A 22116-nucleotide genomic window follows, 5' to 3' on the forward strand; every position below is an offset into this window, starting at 1 on the left:
CTTCTTAGCGAACTTTGCGGTTAAACCTTTTTATTCGTAAGTTTCTTTATTTACTGAAGAGAAAATGTTTTGAGCATTTCCTAAGATTTTGATGAATCCTTTAGCATCTTCAGATGTCCATGCATTGTTCATTTCTCCATATTGACCAAAACCAGTGTTCATCAAGTCATTTTCAGATTCGATACCGTCTAATGAGAAGTGGTATGGTTTCAATGAAACAAATACTTTCCCGTTTACTGTTTTTTGAGTATCTTCTAAGAATGTTTCGATGTTACGCATAACAGGATCTAAGAACTGACCTTCGTGGAATAACATTCCGTACCAGTTTCCTAATTGTTCCTTCCAGTATTGTTGCCATTTTCCAAGTGTGTGTTTCTCTAATAAATGGTGCGCTTTGATGATGATTAACGGAGCAGCAGCTTCAAAACCAACTCTTCCTTTGATTCCGATGATAGTATCACCTACGTGAATATCTCTACCAATAGCGTAAGCAGCAGCTAATTTTTCTAAAGCTACAATATTGTTGGATGGTTTGTCAGCAACTCCGTTGATAGCTACTAATTCTCCTTTTTTGAATTCCAAAGTAACTTTTTCTTCACCTTGTTTTTGTAATTGAGAAGGGTAAGCCTCGCTTGGAAGTGGATCTTTTGAAGTTAAAGTTTCTTTTCCTCCAACAGAAGTTCCCCAAAGACCTTTATTGATAGAATATTGTGCTTTTTCCCAAGAATAGTGTACTCCGTTTTTGATTAAGTAATCTACTTCTTCCTGTCTTGATAATTTCAAATCACGGATAGGAGTGATGATTTCGATTTCAGGAGCGATGGTTTGGAAAATTAAATCAAAACGAATTTGGTCATTTCCTGCACCTGTACTTCCGTGCGCTATAGCAGTTGCACCAACAGATTTAGCATATTTAATTGCTTCGATAGCCTGAAAAACACGCTCAGCACTAACAGATAGTGGGTAAGTATTGTTTTTTAATACATTTCCATAAATCAAATATTTGATAGCTTTATCATAATATTTGTCTAAAATGGTAAGGTTAGCGTGTTTAGCGCTTCCTAATTCGTAGGCTCTTTTTTCAATTGCATCTAATTCGGCATCATCAAAACCTCCTGTATTAATTAATACGGTGTGAACTTCATATCCTTGTTCATTTTTTAAATATTTAAGGCAATATGAGGTATCTAAACCTCCACTATAAGCTAATACAACTTTTTTCATTTTTTTTGATCTATTGGCTATTTACTATTCTGTTTTACAAGTTTCGTATTTAGCTGATTATATATTAATTTATTTTATTCGTTTTCCTTATTCTAAAAACAATGCTTGTTTGATTTTTTTTAATCGGTTCCAAATCCTAACATTGAACGGGTGCTTAGGCGGATCTTTTGGCTTTTCGGCCGGATCATAAAGCATACCGGTGCATAGACACATTTTGTAGTCTTTGCTTTTTAGTATTTCAAAATTGGTACAGGTTTTACAACCGGACCAAAATGTAGGATCACTGGTTAATTCAGAAAAAGGTACCGGTTTGTAGCCTAAGTCGGAATTAATTTTCATTACCGCTAAACCAGTTGTGATTCCAAAAACTTTGGCTCCCGGATATTTTTTTAATGAATAATTAAAAACAAAGGTTTTGATTTTTTTGGCTAAACCTAAATTTCTAAAATCAGGATGTACAATTAATCCGGAATGAGCAACAAATTTTCCATGTTGCCAACTTTCGATATAGCAGAAACCGGCAAAATCACCGTTTTTATCCAAAGCGATAACGGCATCCCTGTTAGCCATTTTCTTTTGGACATACTCAGGGGTTCTTTTTGCTATTCCGGTTCCTCTCAATAGGGCAGACGTTTCTATAGTATCACAAATGATTTGTGCATACTTAAAATGTTCTTCCTGAGCTATAACAATAGATATATTCATTTCAAGAGATGAATTTTGAGTTAAAAAATGTGAAATAATTATAATTCAATACTGAACCTTTTTTGAAATTGACTGCAAAATTAACATAATAAAACCAACAAGAAAAAATGTAGGAATATAAAAAGGCTAATTTTTTGCTTTTAGTAAAGGTTAATCCAATGGATAACGGCTGTAATTTCAATTTTGGTAATAATAAAATAATGAATAATTAAACGAAAAACACCTGGATACTAAGCAAGTATCCGTACTTCGGGCGAAGTAATAGCTTCGTTTAACCGTGACAAAAAGGTAATATGTGCACTTTTATAATTCATTGGTGCAAAAGTACACATATTTTTTAAACCTAACATTGATTTGTCGTTTATTTTAACATTTCTTTACAGAGAATCCTTTTTGCGTTTAAATTATTGATATTTAAAGACTTATTGGAATCGGTTTTTGGTGATAATTCCTTTTAGTTTGGATTTTAAATCTTCTCCTGTGTTGTAAATCATTTGTTCGTTGCTTGGAAACGGAATCAATCTTCTGTCAAAATAAGAATAATACGCTTCGTCAGTAGCCCGTTTATCCCCCTTGTAAGTGGCGTATCCGTTAGTAAAAACAGATTCGGCGGTTAAAGGGAAAGTTTGTAATAATTGTTTGTTTTTAAAGTCAACGTAATCGATATTGGCGGTTAGCTGACATCCTTTATATTGGTTGAATTCATTAATTCTGATAGTAACTGTTTTAAAGTTGTCTACTTTAATAATGTTTCCCTTATCGTCTTTAACAACTTTACCATCCTTGTCTAAAAGGTTTTTCTGACCGTCTTTGATTTGTTTTTCTTTAACAAATTCCTTCTCTTTTATTTGCTCAGGACTAATGTTGATTTCTCTGAAATTCATTATTAATTGGTAGTCGTATTTAATCCCTTTTTGAATGTTGTTATGATATACCGTCCATTTGTCGTTCATTCCCAAAGTATTAAAATCCAATAAGTCATTTTGCAAAGCCACAGGAATAACCATGTTTGTCTGATTACGCAAAATTACATTTACATAATAACGTCCTTTATTTAGCGCTTCTTCCTGTAGTTGTAAAGTGTTTTGGTAATTAGGATTTATTTGATTTAAATATTCCAAATCATCATACGCTTTTCTAATATCCATTTTATTGGAGGATTTCAGTAAAGCCAGGCTGTTTGCATACAAATATTTGGATAAAGCAATCTTACTGTCAACAATTTGTTTGTTGTAATTGTCGAATGGAAATTTGGCATTTTTACCTTCTTTAAGAAGTTGTAAAGGAAGCAAAGGTTTGATTTTTTCCTGACGATTATTTAACTGAATATAAGTATTGTATATTTTTTCCAGATTAGCAGGATTCTTGTCCTGTTCCAGTAAATTCAGACTGTTTAAATCTCTTTCTTTTGCTTTATAAAAGGCTTCTTCAAGCAAATAAACATAATCCTGATTACCTTTTTTATCTTTATTGGAACGCAAATTATTGATAGCATTATCGATGGCTTCGTCGTAATTTCCTGAAGTCAAAAGGTTACGGGTTTGTTTTACGCCGCAGGAATCTAGTAATACTAACAGTATAGAAACTAAGAGTAGTTGTTTTTTCATTGTCTAAAAATTTTAGACAAATATATTTTTTTAAAATTAAATCACCTTGGCGGTTTGTTATTAATATGAATTGCATTTAAAAAAAAAGCAGCCAAATTATATTTTGACTGCTTAGTTGGAAAGTGTTAGTGATTATTAGTGTGATCCTCCTTCAGATTCCACATGGGAGATGCCTTGTCTTTTTAGAATCTTAGGACAATAAAATCCATAAAATCCTAAATAAGCAAAACCTAAAAGTGGAATAATATAAGAGAAGTGTGTCCATGAAATTCCCATGATTCCTCCGGGACTGCTGATGTCAAAATCGCAAATCCGACCTTGAATTAACGGAATTACACCGCCTCCCAAAATCATCATAATCAGGAAAGAAGAGGCTTTTCCAGTGTTTTTTCCAAGACCAGCAATGGCTAAATCAAAAATAGAAGGCCACATAATGGATAAGAACAATCCTCCAGAAATGAAGAAAAATTTAGCGATTTCCTTGTCAGGATATACAAGTCCTATCAGCATCATTAAAAAGCCTGAAATACCAAATAACATTAAAGTTTTGCCTGCATTTTTTCCTCCCAAAAAGCTGACAAAAATAAAAATCAATATCCAGACAGGGTAGATGTAAAACGCAGAAACATTGTGTTCTGCAAAAATATTCGTGAATATAATTACTCCAAATGCTAAAGCCGGAACAATGAATTTCAGGATTAAATTGGTCGTTTTTGAAGTGTCAAAAACATTTACTCCTCCGTTCCAACGCCCAATCATTAAGCTCCCCCAGTATAAGGCAATAAAAGGAGGGATGGCTTCTTCTAAAATGTTTCCAAATTCAGCTGTTTTCAATAAAGCAGGCAGGTTACTGATGATAGTTACTTCGGTTCCCACGTAGATGAAAATAGCCAACATTCCTAAGTACAATTGCGGATAATCAAAGATGCTGAAATTTTTATGACCGTGTTCAATTTTAGCTTCTTCTTCTTTTACCGGATCTTCAATTTTTGAGAAAAGCATAAAAAGAGCCACTAAAATAAATGCACAACCTAAGATAATAAATGGAAGTTTGATGTCCTCTAATGAAAGTGCTGTTTTCTTGTCATTTCCCATACCAAATAGCGCAATTCCTAATAAGATGGCGCCAATAGTGGTTCCAAATGAGTTGACTCCGCCGGCTAAAGTTAGACGATGCGCTCCGGTTGCCGGGCTTCCCATTTTAATAGCTAACGGATTGGCTACAATTTGTTGGATTGAAAAGCCGAGACCTACGGTAAACAAAGCCGTTAAAAAGAACGGGAAGCTTTCCATAGAAGCTGCAGGTACAAATAAAAACGAACCAAAAGCAGAAAGTGTTAAACCTGCTGCCAAAGTTTTTTTATAACCAAATTTTTGTAAAACATCTGATTTCAAAGAGATCAAAAAGAAGATAATCGAACCTACAAAATAAGCTGCATAAAATGCCCAGGCAACTAATTGCGATTGTACCTGCGATAGGGTAAAAACCTTTTTAAAAACGGGAATTAAAATATCATTGGCTGAGCCAACAAAGCCCCAGAAAAAAAATACAGTTACCAGAGTGATGAACTGTCCCCATTTTGTTTGTGAATTTTCGGAATTCATATTTTTTAAAGTGTTTTTTTAGTTTAATGTTATTTTTTGGTTAATGTTTTTTGTAAATGTATTTTTAATTTTTCTGTGTTCAAAAAGTTGAAATCTTTTTTTGAGACTAAAAAGATGTTTTTTCGACGAAACGTATAAATTATACATGTTTTCGACAGAATTGTACATGTTTTTATTTTTTAAAATGTAAGTTTTTACTTGTTTTTAAAATTCAATCAACAGATTTTAAATTACTATCGTTAGAAGTGATAAGATTTGATTAAATTACAATTGCTAAAAATCGAAATATTATGAGATACCTGCCTGTGTTTTTATTACTTGTTTTTGTTTCCAATGCCCAAGTAAAAAAAGAGCAATTGAATCTGATGCCCTGGCCTCAAAAAGTGGAAGTTTCTTCGGCTGTTTTTTTGCTAAATAAGGATTTTAAAATAAATAGTACCGGAAATTTCGATGCCAGGATTTTAAAAGGAGCAAGCCGGTTTTTAAGGAGATTGGACGAAAGAACAGGGCTGTTTTTTACTCAGGCTTATGTAACGAAACCCAATGAATTTCCGGAAGCCCAATTGCAAATCAATTGCCTACGGAAAGGAAAATTGGGCTTAAATGAAGACGAAAGTTATCATTTGTCTGTTTTATCGAATAAAATTCTGATTAATGCCAATACCGATTTAGGTGCTTTGCATGCTTTAGAAACTTTGTCACAATTATTGCAAAATAATGGCACTGAGTTTTATTTTCCTGCGGTCGAAATTACCGATTCACCAAGATTTTCCTGGAGAGGTTTGATGATTGATGCGGCCCGACATTTTCAGCCGGTAGATGTCATTAAACGAAATTTGGATGGCATGGCTGCGATGAAAATGAATGTTTTTCATTGGCATTTGGCCGATAATCAGGGATGGCGAATAGAAATTAAAAAACATCCTAAATTGACCGAATTGGCTTCGGATGGTGATTTTTATACGCAGGAAGAGATTGCAACTATCGTAAAATATGCCGCTGACAGAGGGATTATGGTGATTCCTGAAATTGATGTTCCGGGGCATGCTTCGGCTTTGTTAGCAGCTTTTCCCGAAATAGGCAGTAAAATGAATGATGGAATTCCGTATTCGGTATCCCGAAAATCAGGTATTCACGATGCTACTTTGGATCCAACGAATCCTAAAACGTATCAGGTTTTAGGCGATATTTTTGCGGAAGTTTGCCCGTTGTTTCCAAGTCCTTATTTTCATATCGGAGGGGATGAAAACAACGGAAAAGAGTGGAATGCCAATCCTAAAATTCAGGAGTTTAAAAAGAAAAACAATTTGGAGACCAATCACGATTTACAGACGTATTTCAATATGAAATTGGTTCCTATGCTTAAAAAGCAAGGTAAACAATTGATGGGCTGGGAGGAAATCATGACAAAAGATATGTCTAAAGAAGCTATTATTCATGCGTGGCGCGGTGTAAACGAGGGTATGGAAGCTGGTGGATCCTTGGTAAAAGCTGCCAAAAGTGGATACAAGACTGTTTTGTCTAATGGCTATTATATCGATTTGATGTTGCCTGTGGATTCTCATTATTTAAACGACCCAATGCCGAAAAATGTGGATTTAACAGCCGAAGAAAAATCCCGAATTTTAGGTGGCGAAGCGACGATGTGGAGCGAACTGGTAACTCCTTTAACTATTGATTCCCGAATTTGGCCCCGAACCGCAGCTATTGCCGAAAGATTATGGTCTAATGATACGGTGAGGGATTTAGAAAGTATGCACAAAAGGCTGAAACAAATTTCGTTTCGACTGGAAGAAATAGGTTTGACGCACATTAGAAATAAAGAAGTGATTTTGAGAAATATTGCTAATTATCAGGGTACCAAAGCGCTGAATGATTTCACCAAAATTTGCGAACCTTATAAAGTGTACAAACGCAACGGAGGAGGAAAAAAATATTTTATGCATTCTCCGCTAACCTTATTTGCAGATGCTTGTAATGCAGATGCTTCAGATGCTTATGAGTTTAACAAAGCGGTTAATCAATACTTGACAGATAAAGATGAACTCTCGCAAAAAGAGATTGTTTATTATTTGAAACAGTGGATTACTATGAATGAAGAATTGATTGTAATGAGTAAAAATGCACCTTTGATGCAACCCATTTTACCTATGGCGCAGCAATTAAGCACAATTGCCGTTGAATTAGTAGCAAACTTAGAAAATAAAAAAGCACTCAATAAAACGCTAATTCAGGAAAATCTAAAACTGCTCAATGAACGTAATTCCGCCGATGTGGAACTGGTCATTTATGAGAGTTTGAAGAAGTTGGCGGATTTATAAAGCTATTGTTTTCTAAAAAAAACTCGTTTATCTAAAATTGTAGATAAACGAGTTTTTTTATTGTATTAGTTGTTGTTGATTTTGATTGTGGCCTAACGCGAAACGATTAGTCTACGATCTGGGTGAATTTCTTTAATCTATTCTTCTAAAGAAGTTGAAATCAATTATAGATTAACAATAAATAAAAAAATATTATGGTTAAAAATGCATTTGATAAAATGATATTTTGAAAGCCATTTTCAGATAAAGTAGAATTAAATTTTAGTAAAAATAAACTAATAATTGATGTTATTAGTAAACCTATTGCAATATAAAAACAAGCTCCATTTAACCCTGACATCAATTCTTCTGAGTATTCTTTATTTATAGTTTTTACATTACTAATGTTTTGAAATATATAGCTTATACTTAAAGTGATTCCGTTTTCTTTAATAAAAGTTTTGCTTACAGCAAATTCGTAGCCTTTTTGAGTGTAATATTTATATCCAAGTAATTCTTTAGAAGTATGAGTACTAAATTTTCCTCGATGGGACACAATAATTTCACTATATTCTGTGATTTGATCGTTAATTTGTTTTTGAGGTAGTATAAATAAATCTACCGCAAATAAAATAGATGCAATTGGAATCAAAATCAATATTTTGAATGTTATATTTGAATATTTTTCTTTCACAGATTATTTTTGAGTCAATATGTTTTACTGAGATTTTTTAAGACTTAGTGCTGCAATCTTGTCATGTTGACAAAGGAAGCATCTTATTAAGTTATTCTACAAAGTTGTTCATTGTTTCGGGCATGGATTGCAAGTCCGCGCAATAGGGACTGTTTTCTAAAATCCGTTACTAGTTTTCCAATCACTTAATGTTTTTGGATGTTCTATATCTTTAGGATAATTTGCTTTAACAAATTCATATTGTTCGGAAGACAATAAAACTATTTTTCCATCATTTCCAGAATTAACAAGGTAAAACATTTCATTACTTTTTTGTAATTTCAGTTGGTCGTTTAGCATTTCAATAAAGTTAACTATGGCAATTCCCCAATCCACATCACTAAAATCATTGTCATAAGCAATATATTCCTTTCCGTTTAATTTGATTTTATGTGTCCAATGCTTTTCTGTTTGATTATTATATTCATCAGAAACATTAAGTTTTAAGTTTAGTTTATCGAATGATTTTTTCACAATTTTCAAATATTCGGTTAAACCGCCAGCTTCAAATAAAGTTTCGGCATCAATGATATAAAACCTATTGTCAGTATAAATCAAACTTTCACCTTTCATTTTACCTTCAAAGTAATTAAATTCATTATATGAATTTTCAATAGCAGATTTGGATTCTTCTATATCTTCCTTTTCGGTTAGATTAAAAAAATTAAGTTTTTCAAGTTCCTCAACAATTTGTTTTCCATTTAATTTAGGTTTAATCTTTTCTGATTTTTTTTGGGCTTCGCCTTCTGAAATGTTAGTTTTTGCTTTAGAATTGCAACTTAGAAGTAAGATGCCTAGAAATAAAAGGATTAGTTTATTCATTTTCTATTTAAATGTGGTCGTTCTTTTAAATTGCGTTGAACGTTCTGGTTAAAATCTTTTTTTAGGCTATTTCCGCAATTTTGTCATGCTGACGAAGGAAGCATCTCATCAAATAATTCTACAAAGTTAAGCTTCTTTGCGGGCACGGATTACATCCCGAAGTTTCGGGATTGTGTTATCGAGCGATAATGCTTGTTTTTATTGTTTAGAAGTAAAGCCTTTATATTCTTTTCGTTGAGAATAAATTGTTAAATTGAGTAATTTCCATTCTACTGTTCCATAAACTAAATATTCAAATTTATTATTGTTATCTTTATTGTTAATAGTAATTGAAGTTGGCTTCCAATTTATACCACTTACGAATCCATTTAGCAATGAGTAAGCGCTTATTGGAACAATAATATTTTGTTTGTTTTTTCCACAGATAATTTCCAAATTGAATTTAGAAATTAATGTTTTTTCTAAATCAACATTAAGAAAATAACTTGTATTAGGTTGTATATTGTCTTTTGAAATAAAATTCCAGGTTTTAACTTGGTTTTTGTTGGGGTCATCATCATCATTATTATCATTTGAATGTCCCATAAAAGATAAAAGTCCAAATACAAAAATAATGGAAGCAAGTAATCCTACTTTTTCTCTAATGAGTCGCGTTGCTTTAAAACAAATTGTAATAAAGAATAAGAATAGTATAATGTTTAATAAACCCCATAACAAATATATCATAGCCAAATTTTTTTATTTTCAAATATATTAAAATATTCCTACAAATAATCAAGCAAACTAATTTCGAAATCCTTTACAATCTGATTCTCATAAATAGCGATTTTTTTGTACTTTTGCAGCAAATTTTATAAAAGCTATTCATGTTAACAGTAAATAATTTATCAGTTCAGTTTGGTAAGCGCATTTTGTTTGACGAAGTAAATACTACATTCACACACGGTAATATTTATGGAGTTATTGGGGCTAACGGTGCCGGAAAATCTACTTTTCTTAAAATAATTTCCGGAGATATGGATCCTACTTCGGGTCACGTACAGTTAGAACCGGGAAAACGTATGTCGGTTTTAAATCAAAACCACAATATGTTTGACGAGCATACCGTACTGGAAACGGTAATTATGGGAAACAAAGTCCTGTATGCTGTTAAGAAAGAAATGGACGAATTGTATTTGGATTACAATGATGCCAATGCGGACAGAATTGGAGAATTACAGGTACAATTTGAAGAAATGAATGGTTGGAATGCCGATTCGGATGCGGCTTCATTATTGTCGAATTTAGGTATTGGCGAAGAATTCCATTATACATTAATGTCGGATATGGAAGGAAAGATGAAAGTACGTGTGCTTTTGGCGCAGGCACTTTTTGGAAATCCTGATGTGTTGATTATGGATGAGCCTACCAACGACCTGGATTTTGAAACCATCGCCTGGTTAGAGAATTTCTTAGCGAATTATGAGAATACGGTGATTGTGGTTTCTCACGACCGTCACTTTTTAGATGCGGTTTGTACACATATTTCGGATATTGATTTCGGAAAAATCAATCATTATTCAGGAAACTATACGTTTTGGTATGAATCAAGTCAGTTAGCTGCTAAACAAAGAGCACAACAAAATAAGAAAGCAGAGGAGAAGAAACAGGAATTGGAAGAGTTTATCCGTCGTTTCTCTGCTAACGTGGCGAAGTCTAAACAGGCGACTTCCCGTAAAAAAATGATTTCTAAATTGAATATTTCCGAAATCAAACCTTCAAGCCGTCGTTACCCTGCTATTATTTTTGATCAGGATCGTGAGGCTGGAGACCAAATCTTAAATGTAGAGAATTTAAGTGCTTCTATTGACGGGGAAATTTTATTCAAAGATGTCGATTTGAATATGGCAAAAGGGGACAAAATTGTGTTGTTCTCTAAAGATTCCCGTGCTACAACTGCTTTCTACGAAATTTTGAATGGCAATCAAAAAGCCGATTCCGGAACTTATGATTGGGGTGTGACTACAAATCAGGCGTATTTACCGGCTGAAAACCATGATTTCTTTAAAAATGATTTGTCATTGGTAGATTGGTTACGTCAATATGCCAAAACAGAAGAAGAGCGTGATGAAGTATTCATTAGAGGTTTCCTTGGGAAAATGATTTTCTCAGGTGAGGAAGCTTTGAAGAAAAGCAATGTATTATCAGGAGGAGAAAAAGTGCGTTGTATGATTTCGAGAATGATGATGGAACGTGCTAATGTGCTGATGCTTGACGAACCAACGAATCACTTGGATTTGGAATCGATTACGGCTTTCAATAACTCATTGAAAAACTTTAAAGGTTCTGTAATTTTTACCACTCATGACCACGAGTTTGCACAAACTGTAGGTAATAGAGTAGTGGAGTTAACGCCAAACGGAGTTATCGACCGTTACATGACATTTGACGAATACCTGGATGATGAGAAAATTCAGGAGCAAAGAAAGAAAATGTACAATTTGTAATGAATTGGAAATAATAATAACAAGCCGTCTCGATACTAATTTGAGGCGGTTTTTTTTATGCTTTTTAAATAGAATTAAAAAAAGGGTTAAAAAAAAATGCTATTTTTGCATTACCCAAGATAACACTTTACTATGACTCAAAAAGTTTTGCTCAATTCCAAAGAAGTCAATATTATTCTTCATCGTTTGGCTTGTCAGCTAATTGAAAAACACCTTGATTTTAAAGATACCATTTTAATAGGTATTCAACCCAGAGGAACTTTTTTAGCCAATCGTCTTAAGGAATTACTGGAAAAAGAATACCAAACTCCTGAGATTAAATTAGGGTATTTGGATATTACCTTCTTTAGAGATGATTTCAGAAGAACCGAAAAACCATTAGAAGCCAATAAAACCAATATTAATTTTATTGTAGAGAATAAAAAAGTCATTTTTATTGATGATGTGTTGTATACAGGGCGAAGTATCAGAGCGGCTTTGACAGCCATTCAGTCTTTTGGAAGACCATCAGAAATAGAATTACTGGTTTTAATCGACAGACGTTTTAGCCGTAATTTACCAATCCAGCCTGATTACAGAGGAAGACAGGTTGATGCTATTAATAATGAGAAGGTAAAGGTGAGTTGGAAAGAAAATGATGGGGAAGATGCGGTATATTTAGTTACTAATTAATAGATTAATCGTTAAGTCCTTTAATTGTTTAATCGCAAAAGCTAAGATAAACGATTAAACAAATAAACAAATAAACAGTAAATAAAGAATGAAAGAATTAAGCGTAAATCATTTATTAGGTATTAAATATATTAACAAAAATGATATAGACCTTATTTTTGAAACAGCGGATCATTTTAAAGAAGTCATCAATCGTCCTATTAAGAAAGTGCCTTCGTTACGAGATATTACTATTGCCAATATATTTTTTGAAAATAGTACCCGAACCAAACTTTCATTTGAATTAGCTCAAAAACGACTATCAGCTGATGTGATTAGTTTTTCGGCGGCACAATCTTCGGTTAAAAAAGGAGAAACACTTATTGATACGGTGAATAATATTCTTTCGATGAAAGTAGATATGGTGGTGATGCGCCATGCTAATCCGGGTGCGGCTCATTTTTTATCGCAAAACGTGAAAGCGAGTATTGTTAATGCAGGTGACGGAGCTCACGAGCATCCTACGCAGGCTTTACTGGACAGTTATTCGATAAGAGAAAAATTAGGAGATGTTGCCGGAAAAAAAGTAGTTATTGTGGGTGATATTCTGCATTCCCGTGTTGCCTTGTCTAATATTTATGCTTTGCAAATGCAGGGAGCTGAAGTAAAAGTTTGTGGTCCTAAAACATTAATTCCAAAATACATTGAATCTTTAGGAGTTAAAGTAGAACCTAATTTACGCAAAGCTTTAGAATGGTGTGATGTAGCTAATATGTTACGTGTTCAAAACGAAAGAATGGATGTGAATTATTTTCCATCAACCAGAGAATATGCACAACAATATGGTGTAGATAAAGCATTATTGGAGTCTTTGAACAAAGAAATTGTCATCATGCACCCGGGACCTATCAACAGAGGTGTTGAAATTACCTCTGAAGTAGCTGATTCCGGTCAATCGGTTATTTTGAATCAGGTTGAAAACGGTGTTGCGATTCGTATGGCTGTTATTTATCTTTTGGCGTCAAAAATCCAATAAGTTAAAAAATCTTAGTAAATTTAGAGAATGCTAATCTCAAAACATATATTATGAAAGTAGAACAAAAAGAACATACTATTACAATTAAAGATACTCAGGGTGATTTTAATTCTTTTTTGACTAAGGTTAGCGACCAATATAAAAGTTTTGAAAATCATAACATCATTATTGACCTTTTAGGTTATAAAGATGAGATTGAAGCCAGTGAATTAAAATTGTTTTTGCCTTTATCTAAAAAACATAAAAAAGCCAAAAAATCATTTGTTGTTGTGGTGGCTGATTTTGATTATAATGCTCTGCCTGAAAAATTTACAGTTGTGCCCTCTCTTTTGGAAGCTCATGATATTATAGAGATGGAAGAAATAGAGAGAGACTTAGGATTTTAAAAAGTTTAATTGTTTATTCGTTTAGGGTTTAATCGAATGATTTTCTATATAACGATTAAACAAATAACCAGTTAACCAAATAAACTTTGAAATTAACTATTCTAGGCTGTTATGCAGCAACACCTCGTACAATTACCAATCCTACTGCTCAGATTTTAGAAATAAAAAACAGATTATTTCTTATCGATTGTGGCGAGGGGACACAAGTCCAACTTCGGAAAAACAAAATCAAATTTTCTAAAATCAACCAAATCTTTATTTCACATTTACATGGTGATCATTTTTTTGGTCTGGTAGGTTTGATATCTACTTTTTCTTTATTAAATCGAAATAACGATTTACATATTTATGGTCCCAAAGGAATTAAAGAAATTATCATGTTGCAATTGCGTTTGTCTAATTCCTGGCCAAATTTTGGTTTGCATTTTCATGAATTAGTTTCGAATCAATCTGAGTTGATTTTTGAAGATGAAAAAGTTTTGGTGGAAACTATTCCGTTAAAACACCGGATTTATACCAACGGTTTTTTATTTCGGGAAAAAATGGATGAGCGAAAATTAAATATTGAAGCCGTTCAAGAATATCAAATCGAGAAGTGTTATTTTCAAAATATTAAAAATGGAAAAGATATACTTCTTGGTGATGGCAGACTTATAGTAAATTCGCAATTAACATTTGATCCGCCAAAACCCAAGAGTTATGCTTTTTGTTCGGATACCAGTTATAATGAAGCTATAATTCCCTTAATTGAAAACGTTGATGTTTTATATCATGAGTCTACTTTTTTACAATCTGAAGAAAATTTAGCGTCAAAAACAATGCATGCTACCGCAATGGAAGCTGCAACGATTGCTCAAAAAGCCCAAGTGCAGCAATTAATTTTAGGACATTATTCTACGCGTTACGATTCAATTAGTTTTTTTAAAGAAGAAGCCGAAACAATATTTCCGAATGTTTTATTGGCTGATGATGGAAAGACATTCGATTTGTAGTTGAATACTAATCAATATTTTATAATTAAAATTACAATGGAAGATTTAAGTAATTACAGAAGATCTTATGAAAAGAGTGAGTTATTGGAATCTAATGTACCCGAAGATCCAATTAATTTATTTCATCGGTGGTTTCATGAAGTGGAAGATTATGGAGGTCCTGAAGTTTCGGGAGAAGAAGTGAATGCTATGACAGTTTCTACTTTTGGTTTGGATGGATTTCCAAAGGCGAGGGTAGTGTTATTAAAAAAATACAACGAGGAAGGATTTATTTTTTACACCAATTACAATTCAGAAAAAGGGAAAGCAATTGAGCAAAATCCTAACATTTGTCTTTCGTTTTTTTGGCATTCGGCAGAACGTCAGGTAATTATTAAAGGAGTAGCCGAAAAGACTACTGAAATTATTTCTGATAATTATTTTGATTCCAGACCTGATGGCAGTAAGCTGGGAGCAGTAGTTTCTAATCAAAGTGAAGTGATTCCTTCTCGTGAGTTTTTAGAAGAAAATTTAAAAGAATTGGAAATTAATTACGCGAATAAATCTATTCCGCGTCCTAAAAACTGGGGAGGTTATCTGGTTCGCCCTGTGCAAGTTGAATTCTGGCAGGGAAGACCTAATCGTTTGCATGACAGAATTAGATATTCAGTTCAAAATGATTTTTCCTGGAAAATAGAAAGACTGGCTCCGTAATGTAAGAAAAAAGCTTTTTTTATTTAAAAAAAGTGCATTTCATCGATTATTTTTGTAGTTTAACGATAAAACGTTGTATGTTTGTCTCAGAAATGAAAACAACAACTAACATATTTAAAGAGTTTGCCCCACAATCTACTTTAAACTTAAACTACTGGCTTATGAAAGTAAATTTACTTAGGTTAATGTTGCTAATGGCAGTGATATTTACAATGAATTCTTGTTCTTCAGATTCATCTGAAGCAACTGCAGACTCTACAAGTGCTGTAATTGTTGAAAATTATACTTACACTAATAATGAGCTGGAAACTATGAAATTAATTAATGATTACAGAGTTAGTTTAGGTTTGAAACCATTGGAAATAATAAATCATATTTCATTCAAATCAGAAGAACATGACTATTATATGATCGATACTAAAGAGGTAAGTCATAATGGTTTTGTTGATAGAGCAAATAATATCATGAAAGTATTAGGAGCTAAAACAGTGGCAGAAAATATTGCTTACAATTATAATAGTCCACAAGCTGCTGTAAATGCTTGGTTAAATAGTCCAACTCACAAAGAAAATATTGTTGGTAATTATACTCATTTTGGAATCTCTATTAGAGAGGATGCCACAACAGGTAAAAAATATTACACTAATATTTTTGCAAAAATTGATTAGTTTTTTTTGTTTGATATATTGAATACAAAAGAAAGATATTTGCCCCAAATCTATCTTCTTAGTATAAAAAAAAAGAGAGTTTGCAATCCCCCAATTGCAGACTCTTTTTTTTTGTTTATATATTTTCCTTCTTATTTGTAACCCGTAGATTTAAAATTATTTATGTTCTTTTTTTGTACGTAAGAAAAATAATTAAGAATAATTAATTAGTGTTAAAAAAACATTTGATTTTAATTTTTTTTTGTTGTGTTAATGATAAACGTGTATGTTTGATTTAACCAAAAAAAACGATACCAAAAAAATAACCGCTAAATTATTGTATGAAATTAAATTTATTTCTTAAAATAACACCAATAATGGTGTTATTTGCTTTAAACTCATGTTCTGCTGATAGTAATGATGTTGGAGATTATACTTCTAAAGTTAAATCAGGTCTTGTGGAAAATTACACCTATAGTACTTTAGAAACAGAAACATTAAATGCAATAAATGAATATAGAGTCAGTATAGGTCTAAATCGCTTAGAAGTAATAAATCATATTTCATTTAAATCCGAAGAACATGATATTTATATGATTAATAAAAAGGGTTTAAATCATGACGATTTTACGAGTCGTTCAGAAAATATCATGAAAGTTTTAGGGGCGATTACTGTTGCCGAAAATATTGCTTTAAATTATAACACTCCTAATTCGGTTTTAAATGCCTGGCTAAATAGTCCTAAACATAAGGCAGTGGTTGTTGGAAATTTTACCCATTTTGGAATTTCTATTAGAGAAGATACTGAAACAGGAAAAAAGTATTTTACTAATATTTTTGCAAAGATTTAGTTATTTTGATATTTGTTATTTATAGAAAGCTGTTTCATACTGAAACAGCTTTTTTTTGTTTATTATGATGGAGGAGTGTGAGTTTAGTTTTAATTTAAAAATTAACCAAAAAAAAGAGTTTTTTGAGGAATTGAATTAAAATATTCTCACGTTTTTTTTTTTTTTTTTTTCTTGTGTGGAGTGTTAATATCATTATTGGTTGTAAAAAAAAAAAACAGCTGCTGAATCTTTGCAACTGTTTTAATTTGGTTTTTGGTTATAAAAGTTTGTTGGGTAAATAATTATTTGGTGTTTGTGGTTTTTGATTTAAGCTTTAGTTTTTCCAGTATATAATTTGCTTTTTCACTATCACCAATTGCAAACAATGCTTTAGCATATTGGTTATAGTATACTGCATCCAAGTCGTAAGTTAGTGTGAAAAGTTCACCATACCATTTAGCGGCTTTTTCCATGTTCATATCTGCAAAAAAGGAGTTTCCTAGTTTTTGAAATAAATCTATTGATTTATATCCTTTTTCAGCTACCCTTTCGTAAGTTTTGGTCACGTTTACATATGCATAATGTTCACCAATTTTTTCGGTGATATATACTTTAGGGTTTTGGGCATGTCCGTTTTGAGAAAACAGGCATGCTAACATGAAAAAAAGAATTGGGGCTACTTTCATATTGTAATTATGTAAATAATATTCATGTAATTTTATTTATACTATTTTTTTTTGATATTAAATTTTTATTATGTGTAAAATTTTAAGTATTACTTGTAAAGTAAATTTAATAGAAAAAATCATAACTATTACAAAATCAGCTTTTTTTTATCATTTTAGTTTGTTTTTTATATTATTATAAGTTAATTGTAGCTTTATGATTATAAAAAAAATAGTTTCAAAATGTGTAAATTTTAACTCTAATTTGTTTTTTTAAGATGCTGATTAGTAGTTTTTTAAATGATGGATATAAAAAAACCTCGAATGGAATCATTCGAGGTTTTTAATAGGTTTCTTATTTTATATTAAAGAGCAGTAATAATAAATTCACTTCTTCTGTTCATTTGATGTTCTTCTTCGGTACATTTAACACCGTCAGAACATTTGTTTACTAATTCTGTTTCTCCATAACCTTTACCGGTTAAACGATCGGCACTAACACCGTTTTTAATTAACCAATTAATAGTTGATTTAGCTCTTCGATCCGATAATGCTTCATTGTATTTGAAAGAAGCACGGCTATCTGTATGAGAACGTATGTCTAACTTCATACTTGGGTATTGATTTAAGACATCTAATATTTTTTCTAAATCTAAAGCAGCTTCGGTTCTAATATTGGATTTGTCTAAGTCAAAATAAATATTTCTGATTCCAAAGCATTTTCCTAAATCATCACCGACAGTTACTTTACATTGATCTTTTTCTAACTCTATAGGTAAATAAGTTTTTCCGTTTTCATATGGTATTGTGACTTGTTTTTCATTGGTACCATATCCTTCTTTTTCAGCTCTTACCGTATACATTTTGCTGCATTCTACCATAAAACTATAAGCTCCTTTTTCATCAGCATTAACAGTTTTTAGAATGTTCATTTTTTTGTCAAAAAGCATAATTTTAGAATTAGGAAGAGGCAATTTAGATTCTTTGTCAGTAATCTCTCCGTACAATTCTTGCTCACAAATTAGTTTTCTGGTTTCTAAAAATTTATAGATATCATCATATCCTTGTCCGCCATCTCTGTTTGAGGATAGAAATCCTTTTCTTGATTTGCTGTCAATAATATAGGCAAAATCATCTTTCGGTGAGTTAGCATCCATTCCGATATTTTGTATTCTGTTAAAAGAACCATCGTCATTGATTTTTGTCATAAAAATATCAAGTCCTCCAACTCCCGGATGTCCATCGGATGCAAAGTAGAGTTCGTTTTCCTGACTTACAAAAGGAAAAGTTTCTCTTCCTTCAGTATTTATTGCAGGACCTAAATTTACAGGAGTTCCAAAAGAACCATCTTCATTGATTTGTACTTTAAATATATCAGACATTCCTAAAGTCCCAGGCATATCAGATGCGAAATAAAGTGTTTTTTCATCTGGACTCAAAGTAGGATGTGCCGTGCTGTAATTATCGCTGTCAAATGGCAATTCTTGAATATTAATCCATTTTTCTCCTTCTAATGTAGCTTTGTATAATTTTATCAAGGTAATTCCATTTTCGTTTTTACCCTTTTTACCATTCATGTAATTATTTCTGGTAAAATATACCGTTTTACCATCTTTTGTAAAAACAGGAGTAGCTTCGTTAAATTTAGAATTTAATTTTCTATAAGCTTTAACAGGATTACTAGGAGACATTTGATCGTCTAAATCAGCGCTGTATAAATTAGTGAAATGCTGGTCGGTCCAAGAATGTTTTCTTTGTCCTAAACTTCCTGTATCTCTTGCAGAGGTAAATACAATTTTATTGTTGTAAATACTAGATCCATAATCTGAGTATTGTGAATTGATTCCTGCATTTTCTATTTTGTGCCTCCCGGAATTTGCTTTAATTTCATCTAGGTAATTAGTGTTTGCTTTAAAAAGCTTTGCTCTACTATCATCTGCTGAAATTTTATCAAATTCTTTTAAAATTTGATCTGCTTTATTATTTTCTCCAATAGCACGTAGTGATTGTGCATAACGGTAATAATAGGTAGGCTCGATAACAGTATCTGGCATAGCAAAAAGCTCAGCATACCATTTTACGGCCTTGTCTAATTCACCGTTAAAGTAATAAGCATTTCCTATTTTCTGAAACATAGGTGCTGATTTATATCCTTTTTCAGCAACTTTTTCATATGTTTTTATGGCATCTATATAAGCATAGTTGTCATACTTTTTATCGGCATTAGCCAACTTAGCTTTTTGAGAATAAATGTTAAATGAAAAAACACTTATCATAGCTATACAAAGGAGTATATTTCTTTTCATGATAGTAGTATTTAGAAGAATCTTGGGGTAGTAATTTTATTGTTGTTTTTGAAAATTTCGTATCTTAAGAAAACTTCATGTGATCCTGAGTTGTAATTATCTAATTTAGTTGTTTCTAAATCATAACCGTATCCTATGAACAATGCATCAGATACTTGAAATCCAGCCATTGCACTCGCTGAAGCACTCCAACGATAGGCTAGCCCCAAAGTAAATTTGTCATTGAACAAAAAGTTCCCGGATACATCAACCTGTAGTGGTGCTCCCTGAACCATTTTAGTTAATAAGGCAGGTTTGAACTTAAGGTTGTAACTCAAATCCATCACATAACCAGCTATTAAGTAATAGTTCATTTTTTCTTTATAAACTTTGGTGTTGTTATCATCATAGCGATTTGATTCAATAAAATTTGGTATCGAAAATCCAACATAAGCTTTATCTGAATGAAGATAAATACCTGCTCCAATATTTGGTGAAATGGCATTATTATATCCATTAAGTTTAGGATCAGGTTGATCAGGATTTAATCTGCTTGGGTCTAAATCAAAGAGATTTACTGAAGCTTTAACACCAAAAGAAAGTTTTACAGTTTCAGATGTAGGAATTGTATAAGACAAATCGGTTGAGATAGTGTTATCATGAGTTGGTCCAATTTTATCATTAATAATTGATACGCCTAAACCTAATCGGCTACTATTAAATGGAGTGTTAATAGAAATCGCATTTGTAGTAGGAGCGCCATCTAATCCAACCCATTGCGTGCGATGTAAGGCAAATATACTCATTGCACCTCTTGAACCAGCATAAGCGGGATTAACATTTATAGTGTTATACATGTATTGAGTAAATTGTGCGTTTTGTTGCGCATAATTTACTAATGTTGCAAACATCAAACTGATTACTAGTAGTTTTGTTTTCATCTGACTTGGTTTTTATATTACCAGAGGTTTAAGGTAAACCTCTGGTAATTAGATTTGAGTTTTTATCTAGTTAGGTATAAATAGCCTTGTTTTTTGTTAGCAATAGTTTCACCTTGTAAACCAACAGAAGTATAGTTTAAGATATAGAAATACGTTCCTGTAGGTAAACCAGCTCCTTTATCAACTGTTACTCGTCCTTCAGAGAAACCTTTGAAAGCTTTATCCTGGTTATTATAACCTTTAATTTCATATACTAAAACTCCCCATCTGTTGTAAATTTCAACTGAATTTTCTGGATAACAAATAGAGTCGTCAATATTGTCGATTTTGAAGACTTCATTTATATCATCATTATTAGGCGTAAATGCATTATGTACAAGTATAGTTCCACAACCTAAAACTCCGGCTTTTTCAACTATTACACTATCTTCAGCCTGAATAGGTGTATTGTTTGGAGTTGAACCACTAGCAGTTGCTATATTAGTGATACTGTCTACTTTTAAATCATTCAAAGTAATAGTATAGCTTTGTGTAAATTCCTTAGATTTTCCAGGATCTAAAGAAAAAGGTTCACTAGTTGTATCTAAGCCCGTAAGTGGATCTTTTACTACGATATTATTAATTGTTACATTACCAGTATTGGTAACTAATATAGTATAATTAATTACATCACCTACAAAACTATAAACATCACTACTTGTATCGTGACTGATAACAGTTGCTGTTTTGTCAAGAACTAAGCCAGGAGTTTGAGGCAATACTGTAATTGTACAGTCTGTGCACACTGGATCTTTTGGACAAGTAGTACATGGTGTAGGGTCAGAAGAAGTATCAGTTACAGTTACATTTTCAGGATCTTTAGCATTGGTTAATGCTAAATTATAGTAATACCCTTTATTGATATCATCCTGAGTAATTGTGTGTACACCACTAAATGTAGTTTTATCAGAAGCACCAGGAGCAAGAGTAGCAATTGGACCACCAATTACATTTGCTTTATTATCAGTGATAGTAACATTTGTCAAAGTAACATTTCCTATATTTTTGACTTCAAATTCATAAACTATAATATCTCCAATATTTGTTATATTATCTTCATTACTATCTACATATCTTGCATCTTTAAGAATTTCAATACCTGATTCATTGATTTCATAACTTTTAACAATGCTACAGCTATTGTTTTTATCTTTTATTGTTACTGTATATGTGCCTTTTGGTAAACCGTTAAGATCTTCAGCCGTAGCACCATTTGACCAGGAGAATGAATACGGAGCAGTACCACCTTGTACAGTAAGATTGATAGAACCGTTACTACATCCTACACAATTGTTGTTATTAACAATTATTGCTGTTGCGCTTAAAGCTGCATTAGGTTGTGTAATTGTTACCTGAGCAGTAGCGGTACAAGTTTGTCCTTGATTACCACCAGGAGCAGTAGCCGTTAGGGTATAAGTTCCTGCAACTAAACCAGTATTTGATACTACTTGGTTATTTGCATTAGTTAT

The 22116-nt window shown here is 32.2% G+C and carries 20 protein-coding genes; 9 read left to right on the forward strand and 11 right to left on the reverse strand.

From position 1 onward, the window contains the following. Positions 1-30 precede the first annotated feature (30 nt). The 4 genes from BLR17_RS14840 to BLR17_RS14860 all read right to left on the reverse strand — a co-directional run bounded on the left by BLR17_RS14840 (position 31) and on the right by BLR17_RS14860 (position 5141). Positions 31-1224: an argininosuccinate synthase gene (locus BLR17_RS14840; protein WP_066329153.1), complete on the reverse strand. Its 1194-nt coding sequence runs from the start codon at positions 1222-1224 to the stop codon at positions 31-33. Between the two features lie 87 nt (positions 1225-1311). Continuing rightward, the gene (locus tag BLR17_RS14845; RefSeq protein WP_066329154.1) at positions 1312-1929 is read right to left on the reverse strand and encodes a GNAT family N-acetyltransferase; all 618 of its coding nucleotides are present in this window, start codon (positions 1927-1929) and stop codon (positions 1312-1314) included. Between the two features lie 422 nt (positions 1930-2351). After that, entirely contained in the window at positions 2352-3536 is a 1185-nt protein-coding gene (locus tag BLR17_RS14855) for a hypothetical protein (protein WP_066329157.1), read from the reverse strand. Positions 3537-3671: 135 nt separating this feature from the next. After that, positions 3672-5141, reverse strand: a complete 1470-nt coding sequence (locus tag BLR17_RS14860; protein WP_066329159.1) for an MFS transporter — start codon at positions 5139-5141, stop codon at positions 3672-3674. A 290-nt stretch (positions 5142-5431) separates the two neighbouring features. Between BLR17_RS14860 and BLR17_RS14865 the strand changes: the two genes are divergently transcribed. Next, complete coding sequence (locus BLR17_RS14865) at positions 5432-7462, forward strand: beta-N-acetylhexosaminidase (protein ID WP_066329161.1); 2031 nt, start codon at positions 5432-5434, stop codon at positions 7460-7462. 160 nt (positions 7463-7622) lie between these two features. Here the strand turns inward: BLR17_RS14865 and BLR17_RS14870 are convergent, their stop codons facing one another. The 3 genes from BLR17_RS14870 to BLR17_RS14880 form a co-directional block, all read right to left on the reverse strand. Then, on the reverse strand, positions 7623-8135 hold the full coding sequence (locus BLR17_RS14870; RefSeq protein WP_139068395.1) for a hypothetical protein: 513 nt from the start codon (positions 8133-8135) through the stop codon (positions 7623-7625). Between the two features lie 156 nt (positions 8136-8291). Continuing rightward, positions 8292-8996, reverse strand: coding sequence for a hypothetical protein (locus BLR17_RS14875; protein WP_066329166.1), 705 nt, complete (start codon positions 8994-8996; stop codon positions 8292-8294). 198 nt (positions 8997-9194) lie between these two features. Then, a complete protein-coding gene (locus tag BLR17_RS14880) occupies positions 9195-9722 on the reverse strand; it encodes a hypothetical protein (RefSeq protein ID WP_139068396.1) in 528 nt (175 codons plus the stop codon). A 140-nt stretch (positions 9723-9862) separates the two neighbouring features. Between BLR17_RS14880 and BLR17_RS14885 the strand changes: the two genes are divergently transcribed. The 8 genes from BLR17_RS14885 (at position 9863) to BLR17_RS14920 (ending at position 16738) form a co-directional block, all read left to right on the forward strand. Beyond that, positions 9863-11482, forward strand: a complete 1620-nt coding sequence (locus tag BLR17_RS14885; RefSeq protein WP_066329168.1) for an ABC-F family ATP-binding cassette domain-containing protein — start codon at positions 9863-9865, stop codon at positions 11480-11482. 132 nt (positions 11483-11614) lie between these two features. Then, complete coding sequence (gene pyrR / locus BLR17_RS14890) at positions 11615-12154, forward strand: bifunctional pyr operon transcriptional regulator/uracil phosphoribosyltransferase PyrR (protein ID WP_066329169.1); 540 nt, start codon at positions 11615-11617, stop codon at positions 12152-12154. An 88-nt stretch (positions 12155-12242) separates the two neighbouring features. Further along, positions 12243-13169 carry an aspartate carbamoyltransferase catalytic subunit gene (locus BLR17_RS14895; protein ID WP_066329170.1) on the forward strand — a complete coding sequence of 309 codons (927 nt, stop codon included), beginning with the start codon at positions 12243-12245 and terminating at the stop codon, positions 13167-13169. Positions 13170-13219: 50 nt separating this feature from the next. Beyond that, positions 13220-13555, forward strand: coding sequence for a ribonuclease Z (locus BLR17_RS14900; RefSeq protein WP_066329172.1), 336 nt, complete (start codon positions 13220-13222; stop codon positions 13553-13555). Between the two features lie 86 nt (positions 13556-13641). Continuing rightward, entirely contained in the window at positions 13642-14547 is a 906-nt protein-coding gene (locus tag BLR17_RS14905) for a ribonuclease Z (RefSeq protein WP_066329174.1), read from the forward strand. Between the two features lie 36 nt (positions 14548-14583). Further along, complete coding sequence (gene pdxH, locus BLR17_RS14910; RefSeq protein WP_066329191.1) at positions 14584-15240, forward strand: pyridoxamine 5'-phosphate oxidase; 657 nt, start codon at positions 14584-14586, stop codon at positions 15238-15240. A gap of 161 nt (positions 15241-15401) precedes the next feature. Then, complete coding sequence (locus BLR17_RS14915) at positions 15402-15908, forward strand: CAP domain-containing protein (RefSeq protein ID WP_066327606.1); 507 nt, start codon at positions 15402-15404, stop codon at positions 15906-15908. Between the two features lie 356 nt (positions 15909-16264). Beyond that, entirely contained in the window at positions 16265-16738 is a 474-nt protein-coding gene (locus BLR17_RS14920) for a CAP domain-containing protein (RefSeq protein WP_245683149.1), read from the forward strand. Between the two features lie 281 nt (positions 16739-17019). Here BLR17_RS14920 and BLR17_RS14925 read toward each other — a convergent pair whose 3' ends face one another. From BLR17_RS14925 to BLR17_RS14940, 4 genes are all read right to left on the reverse strand, one after another. Further along, positions 17020-17403 carry a tetratricopeptide repeat protein gene (locus tag BLR17_RS14925; RefSeq protein WP_245683150.1) on the reverse strand — a complete coding sequence of 128 codons (384 nt, stop codon included), beginning with the start codon at positions 17401-17403 and terminating at the stop codon, positions 17020-17022. A gap of 344 nt (positions 17404-17747) precedes the next feature. Continuing rightward, entirely contained in the window at positions 17748-19688 is a 1941-nt protein-coding gene (locus BLR17_RS14930) for an OmpA family protein (RefSeq protein ID WP_066325112.1), read from the reverse strand. Between the two features lie 11 nt (positions 19689-19699). After that, complete coding sequence (locus BLR17_RS14935; protein WP_066325118.1) at positions 19700-20608, reverse strand: PorP/SprF family type IX secretion system membrane protein; 909 nt, start codon at positions 20606-20608, stop codon at positions 19700-19702. A 62-nt stretch (positions 20609-20670) separates the two neighbouring features. After that, positions 20671-22116 (reverse strand): DUF7507 domain-containing protein (locus tag BLR17_RS14940; RefSeq protein ID WP_139148982.1); only part of this gene is annotated, 1446 nt, incomplete at its 5' end.

This window comes from Flavobacterium glycines (assembly GCF_900100165.1).
Taxonomy (GTDB): domain Bacteria; phylum Bacteroidota; class Bacteroidia; order Flavobacteriales; family Flavobacteriaceae; genus Flavobacterium; species Flavobacterium glycines.

Bases quoted from the DNA above. Each gene is read 5' to 3' on its own strand.
- BLR17_RS14840 (WP_066329153.1), bottom strand. From the start codon at position 1,224: ATGAAAAAAGTTGTATTAGCTTATAGTGGAGGTTTAGATACCTCATAT.
- BLR17_RS14845 (WP_066329154.1), bottom strand. From the start codon at position 1,929: ATGAATATATCTATTGTTATAGCTCAGGAAGAACATTTTAAGTATGCA.
- BLR17_RS14855 (WP_066329157.1), bottom strand. From the start codon at position 3,536: ATGAAAAAACAACTACTCTTAGTTTCTATACTGTTAGTATTACTAGAT.
- BLR17_RS14860 (WP_066329159.1), bottom strand. From the start codon at position 5,141: ATGAATTCCGAAAATTCACAAACAAAATGGGGACAGTTCATCACTCTG.
- BLR17_RS14865 (WP_066329161.1), top strand. From the start codon at position 5,432: ATGAGATACCTGCCTGTGTTTTTATTACTTGTTTTTGTTTCCAATGCC.
- BLR17_RS14875 (WP_066329166.1), bottom strand. From the start codon at position 8,996: ATGAATAAACTAATCCTTTTATTTCTAGGCATCTTACTTCTAAGTTGC.
- BLR17_RS14880 (WP_139068396.1), bottom strand. From the start codon at position 9,722: ATGATATATTTGTTATGGGGTTTATTAAACATTATACTATTCTTATTC.
- BLR17_RS14885 (WP_066329168.1), top strand. From the start codon at position 9,863: ATGTTAACAGTAAATAATTTATCAGTTCAGTTTGGTAAGCGCATTTTG.
- pyrR (WP_066329169.1), top strand. From the start codon at position 11,615: ATGACTCAAAAAGTTTTGCTCAATTCCAAAGAAGTCAATATTATTCTT.
- BLR17_RS14895 (WP_066329170.1), top strand. From the start codon at position 12,243: ATGAAAGAATTAAGCGTAAATCATTTATTAGGTATTAAATATATTAAC.
- BLR17_RS14900 (WP_066329172.1), top strand. From the start codon at position 13,220: ATGAAAGTAGAACAAAAAGAACATACTATTACAATTAAAGATACTCAG.
- pdxH (WP_066329191.1), top strand. From the start codon at position 14,584: ATGGAAGATTTAAGTAATTACAGAAGATCTTATGAAAAGAGTGAGTTA.
- BLR17_RS14915 (WP_066327606.1), top strand. From the start codon at position 15,402: ATGAAAGTAAATTTACTTAGGTTAATGTTGCTAATGGCAGTGATATTT.
- BLR17_RS14920 (WP_245683149.1), top strand. From the start codon at position 16,265: ATGGTGTTATTTGCTTTAAACTCATGTTCTGCTGATAGTAATGATGTT.
- BLR17_RS14925 (WP_245683150.1), bottom strand. From the start codon at position 17,403: ATGAAAGTAGCCCCAATTCTTTTTTTCATGTTAGCATGCCTGTTTTCT.
- BLR17_RS14930 (WP_066325112.1), bottom strand. From the start codon at position 19,688: ATGAAAAGAAATATACTCCTTTGTATAGCTATGATAAGTGTTTTTTCA.
- BLR17_RS14935 (WP_066325118.1), bottom strand. From the start codon at position 20,608: ATGAAAACAAAACTACTAGTAATCAGTTTGATGTTTGCAACATTAGTA.